Origin of the sequence: Terrisphaera buseokensis (assembly GCF_047521145.2) — a bacterium.
Taxonomy (GTDB): domain Bacteria; phylum Verrucomicrobiota; class Verrucomicrobiia; order Opitutales; family Opitutaceae; genus ER46.
Genome location: NZ_CM134186.1, coordinates 4,708,929 through 4,725,369 on the forward strand (window position 1 = coordinate 4,708,929; position 16,441 = coordinate 4,725,369).

At 59.7% G+C, this 16,441-nt stretch carries 13 protein-coding genes; 8 read left to right on the forward strand and 5 right to left on the reverse strand.

Annotated features, from left to right (window positions below):
• Positions 1–365 precede the first annotated feature (365 nt).
• The 7 genes from ACLJEU_RS17730 to tnpC all read left to right on the forward strand — a co-directional run bounded on the left by ACLJEU_RS17730 (position 366) and on the right by tnpC (position 9,442).
• A complete protein-coding gene (locus ACLJEU_RS17730) occupies positions 366–3,500 on the forward strand; it encodes a TonB-dependent receptor (RefSeq protein ID WP_414660177.1) in 3,135 nt (1,044 codons plus the stop codon).
• A gap of 23 nt (positions 3,501–3,523) precedes the next feature.
• Positions 3,524–5,035 carry a sulfatase family protein gene (locus ACLJEU_RS17735; protein WP_414660176.1) on the forward strand — a complete coding sequence of 504 codons (1,512 nt, stop codon included), beginning with the start codon at positions 3,524–3,526 and terminating at the stop codon, positions 5,033–5,035.
• 163 nt (positions 5,036–5,198) lie between these two features.
• On the forward strand, positions 5,199–5,798 hold the full coding sequence (locus tag ACLJEU_RS17740) for a DUF4337 domain-containing protein (RefSeq protein ID WP_414660175.1): 600 nt from the start codon (positions 5,199–5,201) through the stop codon (positions 5,796–5,798).
• A gap of 379 nt (positions 5,799–6,177) precedes the next feature.
• The gene (locus tag ACLJEU_RS17745) at positions 6,178–6,963 is read left to right on the forward strand and encodes an HNH endonuclease (protein ID WP_414660174.1); all 786 of its coding nucleotides are present in this window, start codon (positions 6,178–6,180) and stop codon (positions 6,961–6,963) included.
• 261 nt (positions 6,964–7,224) lie between these two features.
• Positions 7,225–7,563: an IS66 family insertion sequence element accessory protein TnpA gene (gene tnpA / locus ACLJEU_RS17750; protein WP_414660173.1), complete on the forward strand. Its 339-nt coding sequence runs from the start codon at positions 7,225–7,227 to the stop codon at positions 7,561–7,563.
• Complete coding sequence (tnpB, locus tag ACLJEU_RS17755; RefSeq protein WP_414660172.1) at positions 7,557–7,943, forward strand: IS66 family insertion sequence element accessory protein TnpB; 387 nt, start codon at positions 7,557–7,559, stop codon at positions 7,941–7,943. Before tnpA ends, tnpB begins: the two co-directional genes overlap by 7 nt.
• A gap of 11 nt (positions 7,944–7,954) precedes the next feature.
• Positions 7,955–9,442: an IS66 family transposase gene (gene tnpC, locus ACLJEU_RS17760; RefSeq protein ID WP_414660171.1), complete on the forward strand. Its 1,488-nt coding sequence runs from the start codon at positions 7,955–7,957 to the stop codon at positions 9,440–9,442.
• Between the two features lie 163 nt (positions 9,443–9,605).
• Here the strand turns inward: tnpC and ACLJEU_RS17765 are convergent, their stop codons facing one another.
• From ACLJEU_RS17765 to ACLJEU_RS17780, 4 genes are read right to left on the reverse strand one after another with little or no spacing between them, the layout of a single operon-like run.
• Positions 9,606–10,520, reverse strand: a complete 915-nt coding sequence (locus tag ACLJEU_RS17765) for a DUF3883 domain-containing protein (protein ID WP_414660170.1) — start codon at positions 10,518–10,520, stop codon at positions 9,606–9,608.
• Positions 10,521–10,525: 5 nt separating this feature from the next.
• Positions 10,526–12,418 (reverse strand): DEAD/DEAH box helicase, encoded by a 1,893-nt coding sequence (locus tag ACLJEU_RS17770; RefSeq protein ID WP_414660169.1) that lies wholly within the window; start codon positions 12,416–12,418, stop codon positions 10,526–10,528.
• The gene (locus tag ACLJEU_RS17775; protein WP_414660168.1) at positions 12,415–13,758 is read right to left on the reverse strand and encodes a ParB N-terminal domain-containing protein; all 1,344 of its coding nucleotides are present in this window, start codon (positions 13,756–13,758) and stop codon (positions 12,415–12,417) included. The genes ACLJEU_RS17770 and ACLJEU_RS17775 overlap by 4 nt, the downstream gene beginning before the upstream one ends.
• Positions 13,759–13,760: 2 nt before the next feature.
• Complete coding sequence (locus ACLJEU_RS17780) at positions 13,761–14,621, reverse strand: hypothetical protein (protein ID WP_414660167.1); 861 nt, start codon at positions 14,619–14,621, stop codon at positions 13,761–13,763.
• A gap of 176 nt (positions 14,622–14,797) precedes the next feature.
• Here ACLJEU_RS17780 and ACLJEU_RS17785 point away from each other — a divergent pair, with 176 nt between their 5' ends.
• Positions 14,798–15,271, forward strand: coding sequence for a very short patch repair endonuclease (locus tag ACLJEU_RS17785; RefSeq protein WP_414660166.1), 474 nt, complete (start codon positions 14,798–14,800; stop codon positions 15,269–15,271).
• A gap of 22 nt (positions 15,272–15,293) precedes the next feature.
• On the opposite strand, the gene ACLJEU_RS17790 is transcribed toward ACLJEU_RS17785, so the two are convergent.
• Complete coding sequence (locus ACLJEU_RS17790; protein ID WP_414660165.1) at positions 15,294–16,439, reverse strand: DNA cytosine methyltransferase; 1,146 nt, start codon at positions 16,437–16,439, stop codon at positions 15,294–15,296.
• Between the last annotated feature and the right edge of the window lie 2 nt (positions 16,440–16,441).

Sequence of the window (16,441 nt, forward strand, 5' to 3'; positions counted from 1 at the left end):
TCACGGAGCCCCGAGCGGACGGCGTCTGGTCGTCATGATCGACGTCGGGCACCCTCGCCCTGCTGACCGCTGTTCGCGCGGCCCCTGCACGGTACAACACCTACACCGCGAGCCGGGCTTCGCAGTAACAAGTAACAGGCAGACCCCGTCCGAACGCCCTGCTCGACGAATACTACTGGGCCAACGTGGCCGCGTTTAACGGCAATCGCTCCGGCCCGCCGTTGTCGTTCCGAGCCTCCGTCCGCGTCAGTTTTTGAGCTTAACTTAGTGCCGCTTCCTCCTTTCGGTGCCCTGGCGGCGGACACCCCGAAGCTCCCGCCGGCTTTTCTCAGTCACCCGCTTCTTCGTTCGCTCCTTTAACCCCGATGAAACGCAAACACCCCTTGTGTAATCTCGCCGGCTGGCTCGCCCTCACCCTCGCGTCCGGTCCCGCCCTTTCAGCCGCCGCTAGCGTGTCACTCACCGGTGCCATCGAAGGCCGCGTGTTCAGCGCGTCGAGCAACAGCTACCTCGAGCGCGTGCGCGTCACGGTGGAAAACACCGCCCAGGAAACGCTCACCGATGCCGACGGCGTTTTCCGTCTCACCGCCGTGCCCGTGGGCACCGCGCGCGTGATATTTTTCTATACCGGCTTCGCGCCGAAGATCGAATCCATCGCAGTCGCCGCCGCGCAGACGACCCAGTTCAACGTCACGCTCGGCGCCACCGCGCCGCCCAACGCCCGCGGCGAAGTCGTGAAACTCGACGCCTTCACCGTCGCCACCTCGAAGGAGATGAGCGGTGCCGCCATCGCCATCAACGAGCAACGCTTCGCGCCGAACCTGCGGAACGTCGTGGCCACCGACGAACTCGGCTTCGTGCCCGAGGGCAATGTCGCCGAGTTCATCAAGTTCATGCCCGGCGTCTCGGTGGACAACGTCGGCGGCTTTGCCCGCGGCGTCTCGCTCAACGGCGTGTCGCCCGATTACGTGCCCGTCACCATCGACGGCTTCAGCGTCGCCTCGGCCAATCCCGGTGGCGGCACCGCCCGCAACGTCTCGCTCGACATGCTCTCGATCAACAATCTCGCGCGCGTCGAGGTCGTGTTTTCACCCACGCCCGAGAGCCCGGGTTCCGCGCTCGCCGGGTCCGTGAACATGGTCCCGCGCAGCTCATTTGAGCGCGCGAAGCCCGTCGTGGACTGGAACCTCTATCTCCTCATGCGCGACAACGCGCGGCACTTCCACCAGACCCCGGGCCCCCAGCGCGCCGCGACCCGCAAGGTCCATCCCGGTTTCGATTTCACCTACCTCAAGCCGGTGAACAAGAATTTCGGATTCACGATCTCCGCCGGCACCTCGACCAACTACCTCAACCAGGATTTCATCCAGAACACCTGGCGCGGGGCGAGCGCCGATACCAACGGCACCACGTTTCCCCATACGACCCCGGACCGGCCGTATCTCTCGTCCACCGCCGTGCGCGACAACACAAAAGACAGTACGCGCAATTCCTTCAGCACCACGCTCGACGCCCGCCTCGGCCCCTCGGACCGGCTCACCTTCTCGTTTCAATTCAGCTCAACGGCCTTCGCTAACATGAGCCGCACGCTCACCTTCAATGTCGGCGCGACCGATGTCGGCGGATTCACGCCGTTTTCCACCCGCGGCCGCACCGGCTCCGGCACGCTCGTGCTCGCGAACGTCGGCCAGACCCGCGACAACCGCACCGTCATGCCCACGCTCACGTGGCGCCACACCGGCCCGCTCTGGCAGGGTGAAGTCGGCCTCGGGTATTCGCGCGCCACCCACACGCTTCGCAACATGGACCGCGGGCTCTTCAACAACACGAACGCCCAGCGCACCGGGGTGACCGTCTCGTTCGCCGACATCTTCTATCTCCGCCCGAACACCCTCACCGTCACCGAGGGCGCGGCCGCCACACCCGTCGACCCGTACAAGCTTTCTAACTACGCACTCCTCTCCACCACCGGCAGCGAGCAGCACAACAGCGACACGCAGCGCACCGCCTTCGCCCGCCTCCGCCGGGCCTTCGACTGGCGCGTGCCCGTCACACTCCGGACCGGACTCGACGTCCGCCGCTCCGATCGCGATCTGCAGGGATTCACGTCGTCCTACTCGTATGTCGGCCGCGACGGCCGGCCAAGCACGACGCTCGCGGGCGGCGACGACGCGGCGCTGCCCTTCCTCGACGCCGGCGCCGCCACCCGCGTCGCGCCGTTCGGCTTTCCACGCATCGAGTGGGTGAGCAACGAAGCCGTGCTCGAATCCTACCGCGCCAATCCTACGCACTTCGTTCCCAATGCGAACAGCGAGTATCGCTCCATCGTCACCGCCTCCAAGTTCGCGGCGGAAACGGTCTCCTCCGTCTATATCCGCGGCGACGTCGAACTGCTCCAGCGCCGCCTGAAACTCATCGGCGGCGTCCGCGCCGAGCAAACCGATGTCTCCGCCGACGGTCCGCTCAACGACCCGACCCGCAATTTCCAGCGCGACGCCTCCGGTCGCATCATCACAATCGCCAGTCCCACGCCCGCCGATCCCAATCGCCGCGTGACCGTCCCCATCGCCACCGATGCGCTCGCCGTGTCGCGGCTCACCTTTCTCGAGCGCGGCGCGCGCACCGAGAAGGAATACCTCCGTTTTTTCCCGAGCCTCAACGCGAGCTACAATGTGCGCGAGAACCTCGTGGCCCGCGTGGCGGTTTACCAATCCGTCGGCCGCCCCAATCTCAACCAATACGCCGGCGGCATCACGCTGCCCGACACCGAAAGCCCCGCCAGCAACACCAACCGCATCGTCGTCAACAACGCTGGCATCAAGGCGTGGACTGCGCGCACCGTAAACGCGCGCCTTGAGTATTATTTCCAGGGTGTGGGCCAGGTTTCGATCGGCGGCTTCCGCCGCGACTATGAGAATTTCTTCGAAGCCGTGACGTTCCGCGCTCCGACGGACTTCTTCGATCTCTACGGCATCGATCCGTCCGTTTACGGCGGCTACGATGTCGCGACCCAGCGCAACATCCCCGGCACGGTGAAAACCAGCGGAGTCGATTTCAGCTACAAGCAGGCGCTGACCCGACTTCCACACTGGGCGCGGGGCGTGCAGGTCTTCGCCAACGCCAGCGCCCAGCGCGTAACCGGCGAGGCGGCGGAGAATTTCGCGGGCTACGTGCCGCGCGTCTACAGCTGGGGCGTGAGCCTGACGCGGCAGAAATTCAACGTCCGCGCCAACTGGAACTATCGCGGCCGCCAGCGCGACGGCGCAGGCTTGGCCTCCGATCCGCAGAGCTATACGTGGTTGGGCAAAAAGCTGAACCTCGACCTCCAAGGCGAATACTTCATCCGGCGCGGCCTCGCGCTTTTCGCCAACCTCCGCAACGTCAACGACGCCACCGAGGACGTCGAAATCACCGGCCCCGCCACCCCAGCCCACGCCCAGTTCCGCAGCCGCCAGGACTTCGGTTCGCTATGGACCGTCGGCGTCAAGGGAAGCTTTTAAGTCACCCGCCCCCACCGCCGTCCATGTCACTCCGCCTCGCTCTTCTCGGCCTCCTCCTCGGCGCGACCTCGCCTCGCGTCGATGCCGCCACCTCGGCGAAGCCCAACATCGTCTACATTCTCGCCGACGATCTCGGCTACGGCGACGTCCAGGCACTCAATCCCACGCGCGGCAAAATCAAGACGCCGCACCTCGACCGCCTCGCCGCGCAGGGAATGACGTTTACCGACGCCCACAGCGGCTCCTCCGTCTGCACGCCCACGCGCTACGGCCTGCTCACCGGCCGCTATGCGTGGCGCACCCGCCTGCAACGCGGCGTGCTCGATGGCACCGACGATCCGCCGCTTATCGCCGAGGGCCGGCTCACCGTGCCGGCGTTCCTCCGGCAGCAGGGCTACGCCACCGCCGCGATCGGGAAATGGCACCTCGGCTTCCTCTCCGAACGTCCCGCCGCGACGGCACCCGCCACCACCGCCGCGAAGAAAAACAAATCCAAGATGGGTGACGCCGGCCTGCCCGTCGGCTCGCGCATCATCGATGGCCCGATCACGCGCGGCTTCGATTATTTCTGGGGCTGCTCCAACGCCCGCACGATGTCCGGCCTGATCGAAAACGAGCGCGTCGTCGAAAATCTCCCTCCCATCCAAATGCTCCCGCGGCTCGAACGTCAGGCCGTCGCCTACGTCGCCGATCACGCTGCTGCGGCGAAGGCCGGGAAACCGTTTTTCCTCTACGTGCCCCTCACGTCGCCGCACACCCCGATTCTCCCAACGCCCGAGTGGCAGGGCAAAAGCGGCCTCGGGGCCTACGGTGATTTTATGATGCAGACCGACGCCGTCGTTGGAAAAATTCTCGCCGCCCTCGACGAACACGATCTCGCCGCCAACACCCTCGTCATTTTCACCGCCGACAACGGCTGCTCCCCCCAAGCCGACACCCCCGGCCTCGAAGCCCAGGGCCACTTCGCCAGCGCCCACCTCCGCGGTTACAAGTCCGACATCTGGGACGGCGGCCACCGCGTCCCGTTCTTCGTCCGCTGGCCCGGCCGTATCGCCGTCGGCACCACGAGCGCACAGGTCATCTGTCACACCGATCTCCTCGCCACCTGCGCCGAACTCCTCGGGTCGAAACTCCCGGCCACTGCCGGCGAGGACAGCGAGAGCTTTTTGCCCGCGCTCCGGGGCGTCCCGCGTGCCCCGCTGCGCGAAGCCATCGTGCACCACTCAATCGAAGGGAAATTTTCGATCCGTCAGGGCCCGTGGAAACTTGTACTCGGTCCCGGCTCCGGCGGCTGGGGCAAACCCGGCGATGCCGCCGCGCGCGCCGCCGGTCTCCCGGAAGTTCAACTCTACGATCTCGCCGGCGATCCCGCCGAATCCCGTAACCTCGCCGCCGCCAACCCTGCCGTCGTCGCTCGCCTCACCGCGCTTCTCGAGCGTTACGTCGCCGAGGGCCGCAGCACTCCCGGCCCCCGCCAGTCCAACGACGCCCCCATCGACCTTCTCAAAACCAAGGTCACTTCCCGCGAGCCATAGTCCGCCCTCTCGTTTCCTGTTTTTTCCAGAGAAATCGGCCAATCATACAGGGTCAGGCCATCGTCCAGCGATGCTGCGGCGATGGGAACATCCGCGGACAGGCGCGGCCCCGGTTTTCGGTTTCGGCTTGGCAGGCGGTGAGCAGTCCTAACGCTCGCCGGCTATGTCCGGCCACGGCTCCCACTCCCATTCCGACAAACCTGAGCATAAACGCATCGGCGTTTTCATTGCGATCATCGCCGTCGTCATGGCGGTCATCGGCGCCTTGGCCAAACAGCAGGCCAACGAGATGATCGTGAAGGAAGTAAAGGCCTCGAACGGCTTCGCCTGGTACCAATCGAAGCGCCAACGCTCCTACGCCAACGAACTTGAACTCAAGCGGATTGAGTTCGAACTCGCCGGTCCCGCCACGGGCGCCCAACGAAAAATCCTCGAGGCGAACAAAGCTCGTTTTTTGACGAAGAACAGTGAGTACGAGATTGAGAACAAGCAGATCCTTGATGGCGCCGAGGCGGACCGCGTCGCCGCCCAATCTGCCGCCCATCGGCATCACTTTTATGAGTATGCGGAAATTGCGCTCCACATCGCCATCGTCCTTTGCTCGCTGGTCCTTTTAACTGAGCAAAAGGTATTTTTTCGCGTCGGGATCGCCGCGACCCTCATTGGAATCGGATTGGCAATCTTCGCCGGGACTTCGGGTACACCTTCCTCCGCCTCGACCTCCGCTTCAAGCGCCGAGGCTCTGCCCGCAAAGCGGCCTTGAGGTCCTCGAGGCCTCACCAGTGGCGAACTTGATCCCACCGGCTGCAAGCGGTGAGGTCATTCGCGGTCTGGCGCATGACCCATCCGAGCGGGTCAGGTCTAATTTTTTTCAATCGACCTGCTCTCGGCATGCTCGGCGAGGGAAGATTGATGCTGGCAAGCTCATCGCCGCGCTCGATCGCCCGGATAGCCGGGCCAGCCGGCATCTCAGAGTCCACCCACTGAAAAAATGGAAACCTGACCCCGTCTTGCCGCTCGTGGTCGGTCAGACGAGCAAACTGCTCAATCGTCTCCCCCAGGGGACTGACTTGCTGCGTAAGGTCCGTTCGAGCCGACTCCCGACGTGACCATCGCACCGCATTGCATCATGGATTGAACCTATGGCCCGCATCTGGACGCGCGACGAGCTGATCGTCGCCATGAACTTGTATAGTCGCCTGACGTTTGGGCAGCTCCACGCGCGCCATCCCCTGATCGTCGCAACTGCCGCAAAAATGGACCGCAGTCCAAGTTCGCTGGCGATGAAGCTGTGCAATCTCGCGTCGTTCGACCCGGCGGTGACCGGCCGCGGACGGGTCGGGCTCAAAGGGGCGAGCCGGCTAGACCGCGAAGTGTGGAGTTCTTTTCAGGCGGATTGGGAAACGCTGGGCACCGAAAGTGAAGAGCGCTTCACCGCACTCCTGGGAACCGCGCTGGCGGCCGAGGAAGAAGAGCGTTGGATACTGCGTGAAGGCCCGACGGAAGTGGAAACCACGGCCCGGCGGCGTCGCGGTCAGGACTTTTTTCGCCGCACCGTTCTCGTCAGCTACCATCACCGCTGCTGCATCACCGGCACGCCGATCCCTACCCTACTCTCGGCCAGCCACATCGTCGCCTGGTCGGCAGATCGCGCCCAACGCTTGAATCCGCGCAACGGCCTCTGCCTCGCGAAAACCCAGGATGCCGCGTTCGACCGCCACCTGATCACCCTGGACGAGGACCTGCGCGTGGTGCTCTCAAAATCTATCCGCGACCATTTTACGTCCGAGGCCGTGCGAGCGAACTTTCAGCCCTACGAAGGCCGGCAGATCGCTTTACCGCACCGCTTCACGCCCGACCCCACGCTCCTAAAACGTCACCGCGACCTTTTCTGGAGTTCGCCGTCAGTCCGACCTTCTCACGGGTAACGGCCTGACGGTGGAACTGCCGCTTCTCACCGCCCCGATGCCAGCGCTCGCTTCACGGTGTGTAACATGTAACAGGCAGACCCCGTCCGATCTGCCGACCTTGCGGTGACACCGCCATCGACACCTTGGAAGATTGCGGTGGCGGCGACGCTTCGGCGGGAATCGGCGGCCCCTTTCCGCTGGATTGCCCGCAGACTACATCGTAAGCGGCTGGCCGGGGACCCCGTAGGCGAGAAGTGAGATCTCATATACGATGTCGCAATGGGAATCATTGCGACGGAGTTGATGGAGCCGAAACGGGATGAGCGTGGGCGACGAATCACGCGAGCCAATGAACGCGAAACGCTGGTGCGTGCGTATGAGGCGAGCGGCCTGACGCAGAAGGCGTTCGCGAAACAAGAGGGCATGAAATATACGACGTTCGTGTCGTGGGTGCAGGAGTGCCGACGCCGGCGGCCGGAGCCGAAGATCGGATTTACCGAACTCACCTTACCGCGGGTCACGGCGGCGCCACTCGAGGTGCAGCTGGCCGACGGCACGATCATCCGCGGCAGCAAGGTCGAGGACGTGGCGCGCCTACTGCAACTGGTCCGATGCTAACGTTCCCGTCGGCGTTGCGGATTTATCTCGCGGTGGAGCCAGTGGACATGCGCAAACAGTTTAACGGGCTGTGGAGTCTGGCGGAGGAAAAACTCCAGGAGAACCCGCGTAGCGGTGCGGTGTTCGTCTTCGTCAACAAGGACCGCGACCGACTGAAGATGCTTTATTTTGACGGTACCGGACCGTGGGTGTTTGCGAAGCGATTGGAGAAGGGACGGTTCACCTGGCCGGTGGGCAGTGATCGCACGAAGCTGTCGTTGGCGCCGGAAGCGTTGACGATGCTGCTGGCGGGGATCGACCTGAAGGACGGTTGCCAAAAAGCTTGGTATGAAAGAACTTTAGGCCCGCTTGGTATAGTCTATGCTTTTGCAGCACAATAATATAGAGCCAGATGCCGCCCGCCGAAGAACTCTACTCGAAAGTCCTTTCGCTCGAAGCGGAAGTGGCGGATCTGCAGGCGCAGGTGGCGTGGTTCCAGCGGCAGATGTTTGCCGGCAGCCGGAGCGAAAAACTGGCGATGGCCTCGCCCGCCCAAGCGAAGCTTGGGCTGACCGAGTTGCCAGCGAACGAGCCGAAAACCCAGATCGTGAATTACGAGCGCCGGGCACCGACGTCCGAGAAACGGCCGATGCCGGCGGAGATCTTTGCCCAGCTGCCGGTGCACGAGACCGTCGAATTGATCCCTGACGAAGTGCAGGCCGCGCCCGACGCATTTGAAAAGATCAGCGAGGAGCGAACCTTTGAAGTGGAAATCATCGGGCCGAAACTGGTGAAGCGCGAGTTCGTGCGACCCAAGTTCCGGCGCGAAGCCGATCGTGAGGCGGCCCCGGTGATCGCACCGGCGGTGCCGCGGCCGGTGGCGGGCGGCTACGCGTCGGCGGGCCTCTTGGCGTATGTCGTCATCTCCAAATACCAGCACCACCTTCCGCTCTATCGCATCGAGCAGATGTCGGCGCAGTGGGGCGCGGAACTGAACCGCAAGACGATGGTGGACTGGGTGCGAATCGCGGCCGACTGGGCGGAACCGATCTACAAGCTGATGCTCGCCGACTTGCTGCGCGGACATTATGTCCAATGCGACGAAACCCCGGTGAAATTTATCGATCCGGATGAAAAGGGCCGGGGCACGACGCAGGGGTATCTGTGGGTGGTGAGCGCTCCCGGTGGCGACGTCGTGTTCGATTGGCGACTGTCGCGCCGTCATGGCGAACTGACTACCTTGCTGACCGACGATTACGCCGGGCTGATGCAATCCGACGGTTACGAGGCGTATGGTGCGTATGCGCGGTCGCACCCGGCGGTCGTCTGGTTGGGATGTTGGGCGCATGCTCGGCGTCGGTTCTTCGAGGCGCAGCAGGAGCATCCTCGCGTGGCGCAGGCGGCGTTGCGGTTGATCGGCCGCATGTACCTGCGCGAACGATCCTGGGACGAACAGCAGCTGACGCCGGCGCAGCGGGCGAAAGCGCGCAGCGAACCCGAGGGACTCGCACGAACAACGGCCAGTCTGAAGCGGCTCGCCGTGTGGGCGCGGTCGCGCGTGCTGCCGAAGTCGACGCTCGGCAAGGCCTGCGATTACCTGCTCGGCCAGTGGGCCCCGCTCATCACTCATCTGCATCACGGCGAAAGTCGGCTCGACAATAACCTGGTCGAAAATGCGATCCGGCCCTCGTGCGTGGGCAAGAAGAACTGGCTGTTCGTCGGCCACCCCGATGCCGGCCAGCGCTCGGCCATCTTGTACTCGCTCATCGTCTCGTGCCAGCGCCACGGCAAAGACCCGATGGCGTATATGAAAGATATCCTCACCCGTCTGCCGCGGATGACGAACCGTGACGACCTTCGCGCCCTCACGCCGCGCGCGTGGCAACCGGCTGCGTCGTAGTTCCGATCTCAATGGTGCCCATTGCGACCATCGCAATGGTTACCATCAAGATCTCACCCAGGGGACCTCGGCCGGCCGTTTACACTACATCTCGGAAACCTGAATACGCTTCGCTCCAATGTCAGACGATGGCAGCGACTGCACCCTGCACTGGCCTCAACCGTTAGGTTCGGCCAGCCATCCGTTTAAAACGCCATTGATGCGGAATGCATGCCGCCAATTCATAGGACATCCACGGAAGAGTTTCGGTCGAAACCTCCGCCGACTCTATCCAGCGACTATACTCTGAATCCACGGGCACGACAGCAACAAGCGAGCCGCTAGATAACTGCCGAATCAAATGCACATGTTCAGGAGTCACACTACTAGCCGTGACTGCTTCAGGTTTAAGGACAACTTGCACCAAAAACCATTCCTCGGGATTCTTTTTCGCGGTATTGACTTCATTCCGCGTGATATAAAAGCGCCCATCGGAACCAATGATGGATGTCTTAACTTCAAAGCGATAGCGTCTTTGACGCAGAGATTCGACATCGTAACCGAATTGATCGCTAATAAGACTAACCTGCCGCGCGACTGCACCGGCTCCACGTTCAGTGGAAATGATCAACGACTCACCGAGTGCTCCTAACCAAATCTTAAACGCGTTTTCCGTTTCGCCTTCGCGTTTTACTCCCGCCAACAACGGCTCAAGAGCATCTTCCAGCCACCGAAGTGAGCTGAGTTCAGATGTCGGAACATACTCAGGGTAGAAGCGACCGGAACCGACGGAAGCGTGTAACCATGGCGGCGGGTTCGCCGCCAAGAAAATAGCTGCAATCGCCATTAACACTTCGTCGCTGGCGACAGGCTCCAGTGCGGCCAAGGAGGGAGCGACAATAACACGGTTATCCTTAACGGCAGCTAAACCAGATGCGCACAATACAGAGGCGACAATTTCAAGATTGACCGCTGCAGCCATGACCGTGGGCATGCCTTTTGCAAAAGCCACCCACGCTTCAATCGAGCGCCGGCACCCACTGCGCGCTGAATGGGTGAGCAAAAAGATGCCGTGACAAGTTCCACGAGTAGGCAGCATTGATTTTAATCTTTATCAAATGCGTCCAGATGGCTCGCGATAATTGCAGTGTCCGATGACTCGAAAATTTGGTCATCAGTCGCGTCGTCGTCGTCCACCGCGGGCAACGAAACCTTCACCAATCCTGGGTCATCCATCAATACCGACAGAGCGACAACTTTTTCTCGGAGCCGCTTATCGACCGATATATCTATAGATCCTTCACTTTCCAAGAACGTGAAGGTCGTCTCGGTGCCCGCCTTCAACCCCAGACGATGAATGCGGTCCTGACTCTGAAGAAAGTGTCCGGCGTTGAAAGTGCGGTCGAGATAGACCGCGTGATGACACCAGTGGTGCAAGCTGACTCCCTCTCCACATGCGGCTGGATTAGCCAAAAGAACGGAGCAGCCAGGGTCGTAGCGGAAACGATCAAGCTCGGCTTCGCGCGTGGTGGTCGCACTAGGCGGAGCTCCATCTGCAGGCGGAATTCCTCCATGGACGATAGCCGGCTGAAAGCCTGACAATTCTCGGTTCAAGAACTTCAGATTTCTGACGAAACTCGACCATACTAGCACTTTTTCTCCCCCTTGCGCCGCCCGGCTCACGATGTCCTTTATAGCCTCGTATTTCCAAGGGCGCTCAAACTCTGAATACCGTTTCAACAGGTCTAGAATAGTTGTATTGTTGGGGACTTGCAGCGGCGGGTGCGCAAAAGCAGGTAAATCGTTTTCGTCGGAGCCAGCTGTAACAAGCAGCGGATTTGTCGCAGCTTCGAGCAGATACATGACGACCAATCCTAGGTCTCTGAGGCTTCGCCGGTCGGTGGTGTTATGCGTTAGTGATCCAATATATTTTCCGACCAGCGCTGAATAGATTGCTTTTTGGACCGGCCCCATAGGACGACGGTCAGTGCGAATTTGAGTGGGCGGGAGTTGAAGGTCGCTTTTGCATGTCCGAACGAAATATTTTTTAATCGTGCCATGGGTCGCCTGCAGAACGTCGGGCCTACGCCCGAGACTTTCCACAAACGCATCGGGAGGAAGTAACTGGCGCTCTTGCCCCGGATAGAGAAACTTCATCATCGCTACTAGATCGTGCGCTCCTTGCGGAGCTGGCGTTCCGGTGAGGACATCGCGCCGAAACGCAGAGAACGCCAAATCCAGCACGGCGGCACCATGAATACCATCTCGGCCCCGCTTAATTCGATGGGCCTCGTCCAATACTACGTGAGTAGGCCGTTCTGAAACCCAAGCGCGAAGTCGATCGTAGTCTCCGGCCAAGCGGTGGTAGTTTGTGAGGAACAAATCACAGGTGAGAGGTATGCTACTGTCCGGCCCAAGATGAACCGCCACCTTGAAATTCGTCCCAAAACACGCCTGGGAGTCCTCTTTCCACGCAGCAAACGCCGCGAGTGGAGCTACCACTAAGAGCCGCTCTACCCCATGCAGCGCTTTGGTGACCGCAAAAGCCGACAAGGCTACTGTGGTTTTTCCGGCTCCTGGCACCGAAAAGTCCGCGCCGTGAGGGAGCGCTGCGAGACGACAAAGATTTTGTAGCTGAAAGCTTTTTAGTGTTCTTTGAAAACCCGAGCGGACGAGCAATGCAGACATCTCGTCTGCAGTAATCGCCGGCGCTGTGACCGCCGTTTCGCGTCGTGCGCGATCCTCAGCAAGTTTGCCAAGGCGCTCCTTCAATCGCGGACCAAGTGTCAGTGGGACGTTGTATGCACGCCGCAGTTCTCTCAAAACCTCCAGCTCAGAAAATACTACGTCCGCCCGCACTTCCAAACGGGTCTCAGACCCTCCAACCACTCCGCGCACAAGTGCTTCTTGGAGACGGGACCAAGCGCCTACATGCTCGTTGTCGCGTTCGACAATGACGGTCGGGCGATCAGCTTCAAACAGTTCCAAGCTTATCATTTGGTCGCTGGTTTAATCTCGCCCAAGACTTCCTTTGCCTTGGTGACCAACGCACTGAAGGCGGCTTCATTCCATCCGGGCAGTGCTCGCGAACGATCTAAGATATCCCGAGCTCTTTCGATGTTTTTGATCGCTTGCTCAAGACGGGTCGTCGGTGCCGTAAGCATCGTCAGATCTTTTTTCTGCTCTTCCGCTTCCAAAGCCGCTTTCTGAACGGCTCGCGCAATTTGGTCTGTCACGTCTTTAGCGGCGACTTGGGAACCATCACCGAATTTTATCGGCTGACTTCTGTCGTGCGTTGCTAGGAAATCGAGCAGTTGGCCGACGATCCCCGTGGGCCGTCCGTCCCCCAAGACACTGTCGAGAAGTTGGTCTTGCTGATCATTGGGGCGCGGTGTCGCGTTTGCCGATAGTTGAAGCAACGGGGCGATCAGAAGGTCTCCGCGAAGTTCTGCCTCTACCAGGGTTTGACAATCGGGGCGGCGAAGATGGCGCAATTCGCGGTAGTTGACCCCTGTCAATGTTCCGAGGAAATACACCGAACGCACCAGATCCTTTTCGTCATCATTCTTGTTTCTGATGTATTGGGCTAATTCATCAAACGCGGATTCGTTTGGCTCGAAATCGACATGCAGCCAACGGCCGTTGGATAGATCCACCAATTGATTTACCTGCTGAATCTTCTCGTAGTCGGAGATAATGTCTTTCACCTGCCGGTGCATCATGGCGGCCACGATTTCAAATTTCCGACCATTGTCGTTGTATAGCTCTTCGATCAAGAGGGCCTGATTGACCCAAGAATAAGCTTCTTTGAAATCTTTCGCGACCTGAAGCTCTGCTTCCAGTCGAATAATTTCGGCTGGCGTGGCATCTTCGGGTAATACGAGGCATCGAATATACCGGCCGTCTAAGTTATTTTCATCGTGCAAGAGACTGCGCAAGGCGGCGGCGCGTCGATTTCCGTTTATCAAAACGCCGTCGGCTGTAATTACTGCCGGCTCCTGCTGCCGTCTTTCGGCGAGATCCGCCTTTAACTCGTCAAATCCCGCCTGATCAATCAAGATGCGATACTGCGCATCTTGCGCGGCCTTGCCCAGAGGATCGCCTGAAAACAGATCAGGCTGGGTCGCGCGTGCGATTTCTCGCAGCTGTTCCGCTTTAGTTCGATGATTGAGAGTCGAGAACCGGACCCAATCGACATCCAATTCGACGCTGGGGAGTTCCCGAGTTTCACGCGGCCAAGCTGCTAGCAACCCCTTCCTTTGGGGCGTCGCGTTAACCCGAGTTTGGAGAAAAGTGGATCGTCCTTGATCCATGAACGGGTTGGTAGCGTGTGACATAATTATCCTCTCGCGGTAGACGCTTTCGCGATCCCATAGCGGCTTGTGATTTCGGTGCTGGTCGTAGTCGCTCCCGAGGTACGGAAGCCGACATGCCCGATAAAGTAAGGTGCTTGAACTGGAGAAAGGCCAAAAGCGCTTAGTAGTAGCGCAGGGAAAACCCGTTGAGTTTCTCCGCGCCAATTTAGGTTACTCTTGTTTGTTTCCCAGTGCGGAAAAACGTAGACACAGGGCGGAGGGAGTTTCACTCCGTTGCGCTCAACCGCGTGTTGCATCTTCGGGCACGGCCGATCTGGCGTGCCGCACAGCCGATTAAAAAAAATCAATCCATCCAATTGGTCCTCCCCCGGTGTGCTTATTTTACCTCGAACCCGGGTAACACCTTTCCAGATATGCTCGCCAGGCTCTGCCGTTTTGCTGTCGCATACCCACCATAGATACAGCTCCTGCGCCCAGTCCGGACGCGACCACGCGACGCTACTGTGCCTCCCGTCGGGACATCCTTTTTGAACTAGGCCGACTTGTATCCCTTCCTTCAAAAACAACCGATACACCGTGTCGTCGCCATACTTGGGCTTCTGATAGTGCGTGGCTACGCCAGTGTCGACCAGCAGGTTCACGACTTCTTCAACGAAGTCTCGCCGACGCTTGTTATTGGCAGCCATCCTCCCGCGCAGTTTTTCAATCGCAGCCGGCAATGCCTGCGCGTATTCTTCAGGAGCCAATCCGTGCTTCTCGAGGTAGGCGCGATCAAGTGCTAGTTTGTCTGAAAGGAGCCCGACTACTCGTTCAACCAATGCTTCGCTGGGAGCACCGCGATGACGGCACGGAGCTGCACTTTCGATGGGGAAAGAGCCGGTCATTTTGCAGGGGAACGGTGCCTCGATGAGCTAGTCCACATGGCCTGAAAGTGCGACTCAACGCCCGATACGTAAAGGTTTTTGATGCGGGAGGTTAATAAGGCGCTTACGCCTTGAACAGCCGAGGGGGAGCGATCCTAGGGTTGTCGCGGTGCAAGATTCGGTGATTAAATTGAGCAATGGCCGATACCGTCAGTTCGAAGACACGCAGCTCAATTATGGCTGCGATCCGCAGTTCGGGAAATTTTTCCACCGAGCAGAAATTTATCGGATTGCTGAAAACAGTTGGTGCCCGAGGGTGGCGGCGGGGATATCCCCTCTACGGTCGGCCAGACTTCGTTTTTCTCGGCGTGCGCACAGCCATTTTTATAGACGGGTGTTTCTGGCATGGCTGCAAAAAACACCATCGGAGTCCAACCTCTAATCGTGAATACTGGACGCAGAAAATCTCGCTAAACCGAATAAGAGACCGAAAAACTACCAAATACCTTCGAGCCCGCGAATGGATAGTTCTTCGAATTTGGGAGCACGAACTTCGAAAAGAGCATCAGAGAGTTCTGGTCCGACGCTTGAGCCGATATCTTCACATTGCAGACTCTTCCGCGTCATTTACACGCGCGCGAAAGACCGCCTCAAAAAAAGCCAAGAATTAAACGGTCAAGAGTCCGTTGGGCCCTATACCGCTTGGAGCACGGCTTCAGCATTCGCACGAACGAGAGGCCCAAAAAGATGACGGCCAAGATGCGCAACGATCGGAACGACCACTCCGTCGCCGGCGAGCTTATAGCCGTCATTATATTTCTGTGGCAGGTTGTAGGTATCTGGTAGGCCCATCAATCGGGCTGCTTCCCTAGGGGACAAAAGTCGCGAGCGGACACGTTGACCGTCGACAATAACCAAAGTTTGTCGCGATGAGCCGCCAGACGGAGTTCGTAGGCAACCAGCAATTTTATCGAACCGAACCTCAGCCCGCTGCACCTTTTTACCATCCTCGTCTACTCGCATCCGTTTATAGAGAGTCCCAACTTGGCGCCCGGGTGCCTCTTGAGCGAGGCGCATCTTTGCAGCATTTTTGGCTGACATCATGGCCAGCAATTGCCGGGTTTCCGCCGGGGTGTGCCACTCGACGAGCATCGGCTGATCTTCGACTATACTGACTAAAGTAGGCACCTCGGCACTAGGGGCTGGGAGATCCCACCAGATCCATTGTCGTTTAACGCGGTCGGAAAGTCTTGAATATGCCTCCAATAATCGCGGAGGGTGCCACAATGTGTGTGGCGTATCCGATTGAAGGTGCACCGGGATAGCCAAATTCTTACGTGCACCGACAAGGAAAAAACGAGGCCGGGATTGCGGCAAAAAGTGACAGGCATCGATCACCATTGCGCCGACGCTGTATCCCGCATCCGCGAAGGCCGTAGCGATTGCTTTGAAATCTAACCCGTCGTTCGACGTGAGAATACCGTAGACATTCTCAATCGTGACGATCTTCGGCGCGCGATCCTCTCGGGCTAAATTCCGAATTAATTCCCAAAACGCCCAAAAGGTGCCGCTTCGCTCCCCCTCTAGCCCTCGATAGCAACCAGCTAAACTCAAATCCTGGCAGGGAAACGAAGCCCAAGCCAAATCTGCTTCCCCGGGCAATTGTTCTACCTCGATCTTGGCGACGTCACCTTCAAAGAGATGCTCACCACCCCAATTCTCACGGTAGATTGACGCTTTAGTTGCGTCGAAATCATTTGCGAACGTGCAGCGCCATCCATCGCCTAGCCCAGCCCGGGCCATGCCGCCGCCTGCAAAAAATTCGTAGAAGGTTGGCATGT